This is a genomic window from Pseudomonas rustica (genome assembly GCF_049959085.1).
Taxonomy (GTDB): Bacteria; Pseudomonadota; Gammaproteobacteria; order Pseudomonadales; family Pseudomonadaceae; genus Aquipseudomonas; species Aquipseudomonas rustica.
Genome location: NZ_CP188200.1, coordinates 3,454,570 through 3,468,928, shown reverse-complemented (window position 1 = coordinate 3,468,928; position 14,359 = coordinate 3,454,570). Strand labels below are relative to the sequence as shown.

Here is a 14,359-nt window from a genome sequence, read left to right as displayed (position 1 = left end):
GAGGCCTTTGCTATCTGGGAAGAACGAGTGGATGGCCGTGGAATTTAGGTCGCCGGGTTAAAAGATCGCAGCCTTCGGCAGCTCCTACAGGGATATACATTGCATGTAGGAGCTGCCGAAGGCTGCGATCTTTTCAAACCCACATAAATTTACCCGCGCAGCAAACGTTCTAGCTTGGATAAAGCCTGCTTCAGGGCTGACACAGGTAGGGCAATGAGGATTTCTCGACGATGGTTCATGGCAGGCCTGGCGTTGACCGGCGCTGCCGTACCGGCGGCTTATTTCGGGCACCGTGAATGGACGAAGCCGGATCCGACGATCACTCCCGGTGAGGCGTCGTTCGATGTCGCCGACGTGGCCGGGCAGCGCTTGTCCAATGCCTTGCGCGGTGTCTGGAACATTCGGTTTACCGGCACTGACGCCGGCCTCGATGGCTTGCCGGCTGAAGGGCTGGAAGTGTTTCTCGACATCGGCCAGAAGGGCCGGGGCGTCAATGGCTTCCTCGACACTGCCGAGCGTTTGCGCAGTGACGAAACACCTCGTTACCGAATTCTTGGCGATCTGGCCGGGGCAGAGGCCTCGAAACTCAGTTGGCGGTTGCTCGGCACGGACGGTCGCGTCGATTACGAACTGAACATGATCCTTGATGAAGTCTGGGCTGACTTCGGCAATGCCGGCAGCGGCACCCTCAGCGGCACGGTGCAGCGCCTCGATCGCCCGTTGGCCTTGCCCGCGCAGGACAATCGCTTCATCGCGGTCAAATGCCTGTTCCCTGAAGCCCGCCAGCGCGCGCCGTTGAATGCGCCGTTGCTGGCATGGCTGGTGTCGCCGGAACATCGCCTGTTCCATCAGGTCTGGCACGCCACCCGCGACAAATGGCATACGCTGCCCGAGGACAAACGCAATGCCCTGCGCGGCCTCGGCTGGCAGCCCGGGCCGCGTGACCAGGAGCGGGATGCGCGTGGCACGTACAAGGATCGCAACGGCTCAGGCATCGATTTCTTTTTCATGCACCGGCACATGCTCGGCACGGCGCGCTCGATGATGGATTTGCCGTCGTGGCAGTTCTTCCCATTGCCGCAACCGGAGCTGATCCGTGATCGCCAGGGCTTCGCGCGCTACTTCGACAACCACGACGGCACTTCGCTGCCGCCGACCTGGCTGGCGGCCGAAGACGATGAATACACCCAGTGGGTCAGCGACCTGAAAACCGCCGAGACCTATCAAAGCAATTTTGAAGTCTGGGAATCGCAGTACCGCGATCCGCAGTATCTGTCGAAGCTCACTTTGGGCCAGTTTGGTTCAGAGGTTGAGCTGGGCCTGCACGACTGGCTGCACATGCGTTGGGCGTCGGTGCCGCGTGACCCTTCCAACGGTCAGCCGGTGCCGCTGGCGCGTGATCTGGATGACTTCGCCGCCCGCTGGTTCGCCGCGGAAAACGATTTCCTCGGCGACCCGTTTTCATCCCATGTGAACCCGGTGTTCTGGCATTTTCACGGCTGGATCGATGATCGCATCGAGGATTGGTATCGCGCGCATGAGCGCTTCCATCCGGGCCAGGTTACGCGCCTTGAGGTCAACGGCGTGAAGTGGTTCGCGCCAGGTCGCTGGGTGGAAATCGCTGATCCATGGCTGGGGCCGGATACGCACGGTTGCAGCACTACGCCGGGTTTGCAGGTGGGCCGATCAGTGGAGATGGATCCGGAAACCATGAAACTGGCCCTGCGCATCACCTTCGGCGAAGACGAAAACAAACTCGCCAACCTGTTCCGCCGCGTGCCGCAACGGCCGTGGTATGCGCGCAATCTGAAAGCAAAGGCTTAAAGCAAAAGATCGCAGCCTTCGGCAGCTCCTACACTGATCCCTTGTAGGAGCTGCCGAAGGCTGCGATCTTTTGATCTTCAGAGAACCCGCCACCCACCCCCAAGCGCCTTGTACAGCGCGATACTCGCCTGCACCCGCGACAGCCGCAGTTGCACGTTCAGATCCTGCGCTGCATACAGCGTGCGCTGAGTTTCCAAAACCGTCAGCAAGTCCTCGGCCCCGGCCTGATAACGGCTTTGGGCGATGTTGAAAGCGGTCTGTGCCTGACTCAGTTCTTCGCTCTGCCATTGGCGTTGTTCGTCCAGCCCGCGAATGCTGTTGAGGGCTTTTTCGACGTCGGCGAAGCCGTTGATGATCGCGCCGCGATAGGTTTGCAGCAGCTCATCCTGACGCGCCGTGGCCTTGTCGCGCTCAGCGCTGAGGCGGCCGTTATTGAAGATCGGCGCGACCAGCCCCGCAGTCAGGTTGTAGAAAGGACTGCGGATCAAGTCATCAAACTTGTCAGCGCCCGAGCCGAACTGCGCCGTCAATGTGACAGTGGGCAACATCGCGGCGCGAGCGACTTTGACATCAGCCTCGGCGGCCGCCAATTGTGCTTCGGCGCGAGCAATGTCCGGGCGATGGGTGAGCAAATCGCTCGGCACACCGCTGGCAATCCCCGGCCATTGCAGGCGATCGAATGATTCCTGATTGGCCGCGAGTTGCTGCACCGGTTGCCCGAGCAGGGCGGCGAGGCTGATCAACGCATCCTGCGCCTGTTGTTGCACCAGCGGCAATTGCCGTTGCTGGGCGGCGACCAGGCTTTTCTGCTGCGCCAGTTCCAGCGCTGTCGCCGAACCAGAATCAAAGCGCGTCTGAACCAGTTTCAGCACGCTTTGCGCGTTAGCCAGATTCAGTCCGGCAATGCGGCTCTGCTCACGCAACGACAAGGTCTGCGCATAAGTATTGGCAACGCCGCTGAGCAACGTCAGCTCAACCGTCGCGCGATCAAATTCGCTGGCCTGCAACGCAAATTGCGCACTGTCGCGAGACGCCTGTTTACCGCCCCAGAAATCGATCTCATACGTCGCGCTCAAATTGGCATCGAAATAGTCCACGGCCTTGTTATTGCTGTCGGCATCCAGCTGGCTGTAACCCTTGCCGCGCAACAGTTTCTGCCGATTGGCATTCAGCCCGGCCTTGACCTCCGGCAGCAACGAGCCACCAGCAATCACCGTGCTGGCCTGCGCCTGCTGAACGCGCGCCACCGCAGCGGCGAGGTCAAAACTGCCGACGCGAGCCTGTTCGATCAGACGATCCAGCTCCGGGCTGCCAAACTGTGTCCACCATTGCGGGTTGTTGCGGGCGACGCTGGCGCTGTGCGGTGATTGCCACATAGCGGGTGCTTGCACGCCGCTGTCCGGGCGCTGAACGGGACTGCCGCAGGCGCTGAGGAGCAGGCACACGGTCAACAAACTGAGGCGCGGTTTCATAGATCGATCATTCACTGGTAAGGGCCGTGACCGGGTCGAGCCGGGCAGCTTTGCGGGCCGGCATGAAGCCGAAGACAACACCGGTCACAAGGGCGCAACCGAAGGCGCCGAGCACCGCGAGCAACGAGAACGCCACGGCGATATCGCTGAGGATCAACACGCCGCCAACGATCAGCGCGAGGGCGATCCCGGCGATGCCGCCAACCACCGAAAGCATCACCGCTTCGGTGAGGAACTGGCGGAGGATGTCGCGTTGGCGCGCGCCGGTGGCCATGCGAATACCAATCTCGCGGGTACGTTCGCGGACGGTCATCAGCATGATGTTCATCACACCGATGCCGCCGACCAGCAGCGAGATCGCGGCAATCGAACCAAGCATCAGCGACAGGGTGTTTTGCGTGCGCGCTTCGGCCTGAATCATCGCGGCGTTGTTGGTCAGTTCGAAATCCTTTTTGCCGTTGTGCAAGCGCAGCATCAGCTGTTCGATGGCGTGTTCGGCCTCTTTGACCTTGCGCGCATCGGTGGCGGCGATGGCCACGTATTCCGGATCGTGGGTACCGAACAGGCGCACGCTGGCCGCCGAATAGGGTACGGCGATGCGGTCGTCACTGTCGGAATCACCGGAACTGGCGCCTTTTTCCGCGAGCACGCCGACCACCTGAAACGGCACGTTTTCGATAAGGATGTATTGGCCGATCGGGTTGGCCACGTCCTTGAGTAATTTGTTGCGCACCTTATGGCCGATCACCGCGACGGCCGAGGCGTTTCGCTCGTCCTGCTCGGTGAAGTAACTGCCTTCCACCACCGGCCAATTGAAAATCGCCGGGAAGTTGGTGTCGTTGCCGCCGACGTAACTCAAGTGGTCAGCATTGCCGTAACGCACGCCAGCCTCGGTGCCGATCACCGGCATGATGCGTTGCACTTGCGGCAGGCTCGCCAGCGCGCGTACATCGTCGAGGGTGATGATGCCCGGTGGCGTGCGCGGGTTCGGCGCCGAGCCGCTCAGGTACAGAATGTTCGAACCAAACGCGCCCATTTGCGCCATGACCTGACGCTTGCTGCCTTCACCGACGGCGAGCATCACCACCACTGAAGCCACGCCGATGATGATGCCGAGCAACGTCAGCGCGGTGCGGAAGCGGTTGATCCACATCACTCGCCACGCCGCGTGCAGGGCGTCGACCAGTTCGCCTTTCCAGGCGCCAGTGGCTTCGGCACCTTCGCTCAGACGCTTGCGCAAGTCGACCGCTTGCAAGGCGCCGGGGTTGGCGCTGGTCTGGGCGTCGGGGTTGTCTTTGGCGCTGTCGCTGATGATCAGGCCGTCGCTGATTTCGATGATGCGTTTGGCTCGCGCCGCCACTTCGCGGTCGTGGGTGATGAGAATCACCACATGGCCCTGACTGGCCAGCTCGTCGAGCAGCGCCATGACTTCTTTGCCGCTGTGGCTGTCGAGGGCGCCGGTCGGTTCGTCGGCGAGAATGATGTGGCCGCCGTTCATCAAGGCGCGGGCAATCGACACCCGTTGCTGCTGACCGCCGGACAACTGATGCGGACGGTTGCCGGTGCGTTCGGCGAGGCCGAGACGGTCGAGCAGGGCGGCGGCGCGGGCATGCCGTTCGGTGGCCGGAGTGCCGGCATAGATCGCCGGCATCTCGACGTTTTCCTGGGCCGAGCCGGATGGAATCAGGTGATAACCCTGAAACACGAAACCGAAGGCTTCACGGCGCAGCCAGGCCAGTTCATCGCTGTCGAGCCCGGCGACGTTTTCCCCGGCGAAACGGTATTCGCCACAGGTCGGTCGATCGAGGCAGCCAAGGATGTTCATCAGCGTCGATTTGCCGGAGCCGGAGGCGCCGACAATCGCGACGAATTCGCCAGCGTGGATCGACAGGTCGATGCCGCGCAGCACGTGAACTTCAGGCGCGTCGCCGCCACCGTAGGATTTGCGAATGTCCTGCAGGTCGATCAGGGGCGTTTGCATTCAACCCCCGCTGCCAGTGGCCGGGCCAATCAGCAAGTGATCGCCTTCATTGAGGCCATCGAGGATCTGCACCTTGAGCCGATCACTGATGCCGGTGCGCACTTCGCGCGATTCGATGTTGCCGTTGGCAGCGACCACTTGCGCGGTCTGCCGGTCAGCTTTGACGCCGCCTTGCAGGGCGGCGACTGGCGCGGTGAGCACGTCTTTGGCCTGATTGGCGACGAAGAACACCTGCGTGGTCATTTCCGCCATCAGCGCGTTGTCGGCGTTATCGACATCAAGCAGAACGGTGTAGAGCACCACGCGGGCGCTGCCGCTTTTGCTGGTGCTGGTCGGGCTGCCGCCGCCCTGGCTGGTTTGATCGAGGGGTTTGGGCGGCACCGGCAGGATCTGCCGCACGGTGCTGCTCCAGCGCCGATTACCGCCGCTGAGCGTGGTGAAGTAAGCGCTCATGCCCGGTTTGACGTGACCGATATCCGCCTCGGAAACCTCGGCCCACACGGTCATCGGCGACAGTTTGGCGATGCGCAGAATCAGCGGTGTCTGTTGCTGGGCGTTGAGGGTCTGGCCTTCGCGTGCATCGAGAGCGACCACGGTGCCGGCCATCGGCGCGTAAATGCGCGTGTAGCCGAGTTCGGCCTGATCGCTGCGCAAGCTCGCTTCGGCCTGGCGGATCTGCGCCTGGAACATGTCGATGCGCGCTTGCGTGGCTTTCAGTTCGGCGCGAGCGGTTTGCACGTCTTCTTCGCGGGTTGCGCCGCCGGCAGCGAGGTTTTGCTGACGCTGATATTTCTGCTGCGCAAGCTCATGTTGCGCGCGCTGTTCCTGCAATTGCGCCTTGAGGTTTTCGATCGAGAAGCGCCCGGCGTCGAGTTTGGCCTTTTGCGTCGACGGGTCGATTTCCACCAACAACTGGCCTTCCTTGACCACGTCACCGACTTCGACGTGGATCTTCTGGATTTGTCCAGAAGCCTGCGCACCGACATCCACATAACGTCGCGGTTGCAGGGTGCCGAGGGCGGTGACGCTGCTTTCTATATCGCCGCGCGACACTTGCACGGTGGCGAATTTATCCCGGCCCGGCGGCAACATTTGCCACGCGGCATAGCCGACGACGGGGATCAGACAAAGGACTACGAGCAGGGCGCGTCGGGCGGGGCGGGGACGTTTCATGCAGGGTTCCGGCCAGTGGAATTCGGCCCGTCATCCGGCCGCCGCGCACAGAGGGGGCAGCGCTGAACGCTGTCGCGGGGCGCGACAGACACGGGGAGCTGTCCTGTAAACGAGGAAAGGGCGGCGGAATTTAAGCGCTGACACACGAAGTAACAGCTATAGCGCAGCACTATTTATCGGGCAACGGCAAACACCACTTTAAATCTATATGAGAATTACTATAAATTACGCACCTCAAGTTGCCACTATCTTGCTACTGCGTTTCACGCCGTCGTCAATCGGTGTGCTCAAGGACAGAAACCGCACGTTTGCGGCCGGGAGTCATGTTGGAAAACTACTATCGCGAGCTGGTGTGTTTCCTCAACGCCAAGCTCGGCAATCGTCAGATTGCCGAAGATGTGGTGCATGACGCCTATCTGCGGGTGCTGGAACGTTCCAGCGATACCCCGATCGAGCAACCGCGCGCGTTTCTTTATCGCACGGCGCTGAACCTGGTCATCGACGACCATCGGCGCAATGCCTTGCGCCAGGTCGAGTCACTCGATGTGCTCGACAACGAAGAGCGCTATTTCACCCCGTCGCCCCACAGCACCCTCGATCACGGCCAGCGTCTGGAAATGCTCCAGCGCGCGCTGGCAGAACTGCCGCCGCTGTGTCGCGACAGTTTTCTGCTGCGCAAGATCGAAGGCCTGTCGCACCCGGAAATCGCCGAACAGCTGGGCATTTCCAAGGCGCTGGTGGAAAAACACATCGTCAATGCGATGAAACATTGCCGCGTGCGGATCAAACAATGGGATGCCCATTGAGCCGACTTCGTTAAATTTTATTTCACTGTCCTCGTTCCTACTCAACAGACGACCTGCTGTCCTGCTCAAGGCCGGTCAGGTCACTTAGGCTCTCCATGCCCCTTGTTGAGGGGTTCCTCCAGAGGACACTGGAAATGACTCAGGCAATTGCATCGCCCATCGTTCACGACCTGATCGGCATCGGTTTCGGCCCTTCGAACCTGGCGCTGGCCATCGCTCTGCAAGAGCGCGGCCCGATCCATGGCGAGCTGGATGTGCTGTTCCTCGACAAGCAGGCCAATTACAGCTGGCACGGCAACACCCTGTCGACGCAAAGCGAGTTGCAGATTTCCTTCCTCAAGGATCTGGTGACCCTGCGCAATCCGACCAGCCCGTACTCGTTCGTCAATTACCTGAAGGATCACGGCCGTCTGGTCGACTTCATCAACCTCGGCACGTTTTACCCGTGCCGCATGGAGTACAACGACTACCTGCGCTGGGTCGCCGGCAAGTTCACCGAGCAGAGCCGCTACGGCGAAGAAGTGCTGACCATCGAGCCGGTGCTGCACAACCATCAGGTTGAAGCGCTGCGCGTGATTTCCCGTGGCAGCGACGGCCAGCAACATGTGCGCACCACCCGTTCGGTGGTGGTCAGCGCCGGAGGCACGCCGCGTATTCCCGAGGCGTTCAAAGCGCTGAAGGGCGACAGCCGTGTGTTCCACCATTCGCAATACCTGTCGCAAATGGCCAAGCAGCCGTGCGTGAACAATCAGCCGATGAGCATCGCAATCATCGGTGGCGGGCAGAGCGCGGCGGAAGCGTTTATTGATCTGAATGATTCGTTCCCGTCGGTGCAGGTCGACATGATCCTGCGCGGCTCGGCACTGAAACCTGCGGACGACAGCCCGTTCGTTAACGAGGTGTTTTCGCCGGAGTTCACCGACCTGGTGTTCCAGCAGAACAGCGCCGAGCGTGAGCGTCTGGTCAATGAGTACCACAACACCAACTACTCGGTGGTCGACATCGACCTGATCGAGCGCATCTACGGCATCTTCTATCGCCAGAAGGTCTCCGGGATTGCCCGTCATGCGTTCCGCACCCTGACCACGGTCGAGAGCGCTACTGCGACGGAAAACGGTATCGAACTGGCCGTGCGCAACAACGCCACCGGCGAAGTCACTGTGCGCAACTACGACGCGGTTGTATTGGCCACCGGTTACGAGCGGCAGATGCACCGCAAACTGCTGGCGCCGCTGGAAGAGTACCTCGGTGATTTCGAGGTCGACCGTAATTACAAACTGATCACCGACGAGCGCTGCAAGGCCGGCATCTACATGCAGGGATTCTGCCAGGCGAGCCATGGTTTGAGCGACACGCTGCTGTCGGTGCTGCCGATTCGTGCGGACGAGATTGCTGGCTCGCTGTATGAGCATGGCAAAAACCGCGGACATCGGTCGATGGCGGATTTACTACTGGCGACTGCCAGCTGATTTTTTAGCGCCTCACATACCGCCTTCGCGAGCAAGCCCGCTCCCACAGGGGATTTTCAGTGAACACAGATTTTGTGTCAGATGAAGATCCAATGTGGGAGCGGGCTTGCTCGCGAAGAGGCCAGCAGAAGCACCGAAAATTCAAGATCGTTCCCACGCTCTGCGTGGGAATGCCTCAACGGACGCTCCGCGTTCGGCCTTCGACAGGGACGCGGAGCGTCCCGGGCTGCATTCCCACGCAGAGCGTGGGAATGATCATCCTGAACCCTTCCTGAACATCCCCCACATTCCCCAACGCACTGCCTTTTGCGGGTTTACTCTCCAATCATCGAGGCGTAAGCTTCGCGCGTTTTCATCAATAGCGGAGACCCACAGTGGGTACTTGTTCGAGTGACAGTTGTCGGCCGGTCTCGGTAACCGGCAGATTCTCGGCAAGATAACGCGCAGACTTTCTCTGTCGTTGTCTCGCCGTAAAAGCGAGCAGCGGCATCCCGTGCATGACCCGTCCTGGGCCATGGCTAGACGTCCTTCTCATCGACGCTGAACAGAGCGTGGTTTCGACTTTACTGTCGTGATCGCAGCCCTATCGACACGCCTGTCTTTTCTGACCGGCGCGCCAAGCCTTGCCGTGCCGGTTTTTCCGGCGGACGAGGCGCGGCCGTACCTGCTTGACGGTTTCCCGGCTGACCACAGGGGCAACAGCCATGAAACTTACGCTCAAGGAATTTTTCGCAGGCTTCCTGCGCACCCGCCACATCGCCCGGCACTTTCGTCGCCTGGCGTTGCTGGAATCGATCAACGACACCACGGTCAGCCGTGAAGTCCCGCCGACTCTGGCCAACACTCTGGTCGATGCCGCGCATTGCGACAGCGGTGTGCTGCTGTCGTCATTGGGCACGCATTCCGATGGCCTCACCGATTTCGAAGTCGATGCGCTGCGTGCGCAATATGGCCTCAACGAAGTCGAACACGAGCAGCCGCTGCCGTGGTGGACTCACCTGTGGCACTGCTACAAAAACCCGTTCAACCTGCTGCTGACCCTGTTGGCGGTGATCTCGTGGCTGACCGAAGACCTCAAGGCAGCCGTGGTGATTTTCTCCATGGTGGTGCTGTCGACGCTGCTGCGCTTCTGGCAGGAAAGCAAATCCAACCAGGCCGCCGATGCACTGAAAGCCATGGTCAGCAACACCGCCACCGTGATGCGCCGAGACGCGCCACGCAGCGAATTGCCGATCAAACAATTGGTGCCGGGCGACCTGATCGTGCTCTCGGCCGGTGACATGATTCCTGCCGATTGCCGCGTGCTCAGCGCCAAGGATCTGTTCGTCAGCCAAGCTGCAATGACCGGCGAATCGATGCCGGTGGAGAAGTTTCCACGCCAGGCTGATCGCGACACACGCAACCCGCTGGAGCTGGACAACATCCTGTTCATGGGCACCAACGTGGTGTCCGGCACAGCAGTGGCGGTGATCCTGACCACCGGCAACAGCACCTATTTCGGTGCGCTGGCCCAGCGGGTTGGCGCAACCGATCGCGCGGTCACTTCGTTCCAGCAGGGCGTCAACAAAGTCAGCTGGCTGTTGATCCGTTTCATGTTCGTGATGGCGCCGCTGGTGCTGTTCATCAACGGTTTCACCAAGGGTGACTGGACGGAAGCATTACTGTTCGCACTGTCGATTGCCGTCGGCCTGACCCCGGAAATGCTGCCGATGATCGTCACCTCGACGCTGGCCAAAGGCGCGGTGTTTCTGTCGCGCAAAAAAGTCATCGTCAAACGCCTCGATGCGATCCAGAACTTCGGCGCGATGGACGTGCTGTGCACCGACAAGACCGGCACGCTGACGCAGGACAAGATCTTCCTCGCGCGTAATGTCGACGTGTGGGGCGCCGATTCCGATGACGTGCTGGAAATGGCCTACCTCAACAGCTACTACCAGACCGGCCTGAAAAACCTGCTGGATGTCGCGGTGCTGGAGCATGTGGAAATCCACCGCGAACTGAAAGTCGGCACGGCGTTTCGCAAGGTCGATGAGATCCCGTTCGACTTCAATCGTCGGCGTATGTCGGTGGTGGTCGAAGGGCGTGGCCAACCGCATCAGCTGATCTGCAAAGGCGCGGTGGAAGAAGTGCTGGCGGTCTGCAGCCGCGTGCGTCACGGCGACGTCGATGAAGCCTTGAGCGATGAATTGCTGACCAAGATTCGTCAGGTCACCGCAGCATTCAACGCTGAAGGCTTGCGCGTGGTGGCCGTGGCCGCACGCTCGATGCCTGAAGGTCGCGAGATTTACAGCCTGGCCGATGAACAGGAACTGACGCTGATTGGTTACGTGGCGTTCCTCGATCCACCGAAGGAAAGCACTGCGCCAGCGCTCAAAGCCTTGGCCGAACATGGCGTGGCAGTGAAAGTGCTGACCGGCGACAACGAACTGGTGACCGCGAAGATCTGCCGTGAAGTCGGCCTCGCGCAACAAGGCCTGCTGCTGGGCAACGACGTCGAGCGCATGAGCGATGCCGAACTGGCGGTGGCGGTAGAGACCACCAATGTCTTCGCCAAACTGACGCCGTCGCACAAGGAGCGCATCGTGCGCATCCTTAAAGGCAATGGTCACGTGGTCGGGTTCATGGGCGACGGCATCAACGATGCGCCTGCGCTGCGTACCGCCGACATCGGTATTTCCGTGGACAGCGCGGTGGACATCGCCAAGGAAGCGGCCGACATCATCCTCCTGGAAAAGAGCCTGATGGTGCTGGAGGAGGGCGTGCTCGAAGGGCGGCGCACCTTCGCCAACATGCTCAAGTACATCAAGATGACCGCCAGCTCCAACTTCGGCAACGTGTTCTCGGTGCTGGTCGCCAGTGCGTTTATTCCGTTCTTGCCAATGCTGCCGATGCACCTGTTGGTGCAGAACCTGCTCTACGACATTTCGCAGATCGCCATTCCGTTCGATAACGTCGACGAGGAAATGCTGAAAAAACCACAACGCTGGCAGCCGGGCGACGTCGGGCGCTTCATGCTGTTTTTCGGCCCGATCAGTTCGATCTTTGACATCACCACGTTCGCCTTGATGTGGTACGTCTTCGATGCCAACACCCCGGATCACCAGACCCTGTTCCAGTCCGGCTGGTTCGTGGTCGGGTTGCTGACCCAGACGCTGATCGTGCACATGATCCGCACGCCGAAGATTCCGTTCCTGCAAAGCCGTGCCGCCATGCCGCTGCTGGTGATGACCGGAATCATCATGGCGGTGGGGATCTTCCTGCCGATGGGGCCGCTGGCGCACTACTTCAAATTGCAGGCGCTGCCGTCGCTGTACTTCGTGTTTCTGCCGGTGATTCTGCTGGCGTACATGGCGCTGACCCAAGCGGTGAAAGGCTTCTACATCTGCCGCTTCGGCTGGCAATAACAGCAACACCGGTTCCCCTGTAGGAGCTGCCGAAGGCTGCGATCTTTTGATCTTGTTTCAAAAGGCAACATCAAAAGATCGCAGCCTTCGGCAGCTCCTACAGGGGCTCGTTTCAAGCAGGCCCCACAAGGGGGTTTGTGTTTTTTTCAGGGAGATGACGATGCAAGCCATCAACAACCTCAACCTCGATTCACTGCTCGACACCCTCGTCAGCCTCAGCGCCGCGTTCATCCTCGGTGGCCTGATCGGTTTCGAACGGCAATACCGGCAACGCACCGCCGGCCTGCGCACCAACGTGCTGGTCGCCGTCGGCGCAGCGATTTTCGTCGACATGGCCAACCGTCTCGCCGGCGCTGAAGGCGCGGTGCGTGTGGTCGCTTACGTGGTCTCCGGCATCGGTTTTCTCGGCGCCGGGGTGATCATGCGTGAAGAGGGCAACGTGCGCGGCCTCAACACCGCCGCCACCCTGTGGACGTCTGCGGCAGTGGGCGCCTGCGCCGGCGCCGACCTGCTCGCCGAAGCCGTGCTCGGCACGCTGTTCATTCTGGCCGCGAACACCTTGCTGCGGCCGATCGTCAACAACATCAACCGCCAACCGCTGGACGTGGTGTCGGCGGAAGTCACCAACATCGTCTACGTTATCGCCCGGCGTTCGCAGCAAACGGCGGTGTTCGCGTTGCTCGAAGCGGAGCTGGAACGCAGTAATTACCCGGCCAGTGATGTCGACGTGCATGCCTTCGGTGCGGACGAAATCGAGATCGAAGCGACATTGGCGACAACGTCGGTGGACGGCGATGAGCTGGACGCACTGGTCGCGCGGATCTCGACGTCTGCGTTGGTGGTGCAGGCGTTCTGGAGTCCGAGTACCACCGAATAGCGGCACTTTATTGGCACCGGCCTTGCGTGGCCGAGCGCGTGAATCAAGGAATTACCACCAGTCTTTTTAGGACGCGTCCTACAGCATCTTCCGTTTGGCCTCCGTAGGCTTGCATTCATTTGAAGCCGTCTAACCCGTGAGGTTTACGATGAACAACAAAGCCCTGCGCATTCTGATCGCCGATCCGCAACATTTTCACCGCATGAAAATCGAGCGCGAGTTCAACGGCCTCGGCTATTACCGCGTGGCCCCGGTGCAAAGCCTCGTCGACCTGCTGACCCTGGTCGATTACGGCTGCGAACCCTTTGATGTCGTGGTGATCAACGCTGAAATGGCCGCTGGCTCACTGGATCTTCTGGGGTTTTTCCTCGATAACCCGCATGTTCGCCACGCCTTGATCTACAACGAACCTACTGCGCCATCACGGGCGACTCCGGGTTTTGCGCAGGATAATGTGCAGATCAGCCATTGCGTGCTGCCGAATGCGCGAATGATCGAGCAGTTGGCGGCGCTGGCCGATGCGCCAAAACCTGGAGCCTGCGCTGACTTGATGCGTGTTCCAGCGTTGAAACGTCAGGCTTAGACACAAATATTCAATGGCCGCAACTGTCAAACCTGACAGGTAGATTCGCCGTCGTTCCCGTGCAACAGTCTTTGCGCAGCCACCCTGTCCGCTCAACGCGACAGCGGGGCGCCATCGTCTGGTCTTGCCATCGGGAGTGTTCATGAAGTCAGCGCTGGTCGTCGAAGATCATCCGGTGGTGTTTGCCGCCGTCAGAATCGTGCTGCAAGCCGAAGGCTTCAAAGTTATCCACGAAACCTCCAGTGGTCTTGAGGTTTTGGCACTGATTCGCCAACACCAGCCGGATCTGCTGATACTCGATCTGAATTTGCCTGGCCTGGATGGTCTCGAAGTGCTGGCGCGGATCAAGGCCAATGATCTGAACTGTCGGGTGCTGATCTTCACCTCGCGTGAAGCGCGTTTTTATCAGGAGCGCTGCTTGCGCGCTGGCGCCATGGCGTTTGTGCCCAAGACCAATCAGCTGGAGCAGTTGCACAAGGCGATTCAGGCGCTGATGTCGGGGTACACCTACTTCACGGCATTGCCTGATCAGGCAAACGCATCGAACGCTCTGCACTACACCGAGAAGCAGATGATCGATCAGCTTTCCGATCGGGAGCTGAGCATATTCGTGCAACTGGCGCGAGGAGCGCCCAACAAGACCATCGCCGAAGACATGCACCTGAGCCACAAGACTGTCAGCACCTACAAAACCCGATTGATGACAAAACTGGGCGTCTCTTCCGGCGTTCACTTGCGTGATTTCGCCAAGCGCAATCACTTGATCTGAG

The 14,359-nt window shown here is 60.3% G+C and carries 10 protein-coding genes; 7 read left to right on the top strand and 3 right to left on the bottom strand.

The genetic code is table 11. The annotated features are described in order from the left end of the window. The first annotated feature begins 213 nt into the window (after positions 1-213). Positions 214-1,824 carry a PvdJ/PvdD/PvdP-like protein gene (locus tag ACP3TY_RS15835; protein ID WP_426617946.1) on the top strand — a complete coding sequence of 537 codons (1,611 nt, stop codon included), beginning with the start codon at positions 214-216 and terminating at the stop codon, positions 1,822-1,824. Between the two features lie 77 nt (positions 1,825-1,901). On the opposite strand, the gene ACP3TY_RS15830 is transcribed toward ACP3TY_RS15835, so the two are convergent. From ACP3TY_RS15830 to ACP3TY_RS15820, 3 genes are read right to left on the bottom strand one after another with little or no spacing between them, the layout of a single operon-like run. Next, entirely contained in the window at positions 1,902-3,296 is a 1,395-nt protein-coding gene (locus tag ACP3TY_RS15830; RefSeq protein ID WP_426617945.1) for an efflux transporter outer membrane subunit, read from the bottom strand. Between the two features lie 7 nt (positions 3,297-3,303). Then, positions 3,304-5,277: a MacB family efflux pump subunit gene (locus ACP3TY_RS15825; RefSeq protein ID WP_053118862.1), complete on the bottom strand. Its 1,974-nt coding sequence runs from the start codon at positions 5,275-5,277 to the stop codon at positions 3,304-3,306. Then, positions 5,278-6,450: an efflux RND transporter periplasmic adaptor subunit gene (locus ACP3TY_RS15820; protein ID WP_159812919.1), complete on the bottom strand. Its 1,173-nt coding sequence runs from the start codon at positions 6,448-6,450 to the stop codon at positions 5,278-5,280. It lies immediately after the preceding gene. Positions 6,451-6,773: 323 nt separating this feature from the next. On the opposite strand from ACP3TY_RS15820, the gene ACP3TY_RS15815 reads away from it, so the two are divergent. The 6 genes from ACP3TY_RS15815 to ACP3TY_RS15790 all read left to right on the top strand — a co-directional run bounded on the left by ACP3TY_RS15815 (position 6,774) and on the right by ACP3TY_RS15790 (position 14,358). Beyond that, the gene (locus ACP3TY_RS15815) at positions 6,774-7,256 is read left to right on the top strand and encodes a sigma-70 family RNA polymerase sigma factor (RefSeq protein ID WP_053118866.1); all 483 of its coding nucleotides are present in this window, start codon (positions 6,774-6,776) and stop codon (positions 7,254-7,256) included. Positions 7,257-7,390: 134 nt separating this feature from the next. After that, the gene (locus ACP3TY_RS15810) at positions 7,391-8,725 is read left to right on the top strand and encodes a lysine N(6)-hydroxylase/L-ornithine N(5)-oxygenase family protein (protein WP_426617944.1); all 1,335 of its coding nucleotides are present in this window, start codon (positions 7,391-7,393) and stop codon (positions 8,723-8,725) included. Positions 8,726-9,429: 704 nt separating this feature from the next. Next, positions 9,430-12,129 (top strand): magnesium-translocating P-type ATPase, encoded by a 2,700-nt coding sequence (gene mgtA, locus ACP3TY_RS15805; protein ID WP_426617943.1) that lies wholly within the window; start codon positions 9,430-9,432, stop codon positions 12,127-12,129. Between the two features lie 160 nt (positions 12,130-12,289). Continuing rightward, complete coding sequence (locus tag ACP3TY_RS15800; protein ID WP_007913384.1) at positions 12,290-13,006, top strand: MgtC/SapB family protein; 717 nt, start codon at positions 12,290-12,292, stop codon at positions 13,004-13,006. A gap of 148 nt (positions 13,007-13,154) precedes the next feature. Continuing rightward, complete coding sequence (locus ACP3TY_RS15795) at positions 13,155-13,589, top strand: chemotaxis protein CheY (protein WP_426617942.1); 435 nt, start codon at positions 13,155-13,157, stop codon at positions 13,587-13,589. A 142-nt stretch (positions 13,590-13,731) separates the two neighbouring features. Beyond that, positions 13,732-14,358: a response regulator gene (locus tag ACP3TY_RS15790; RefSeq protein ID WP_426617941.1), complete on the top strand. Its 627-nt coding sequence runs from the start codon at positions 13,732-13,734 to the stop codon at positions 14,356-14,358. The last annotated feature ends 1 nt before the right edge of the window (position 14,359 follow it).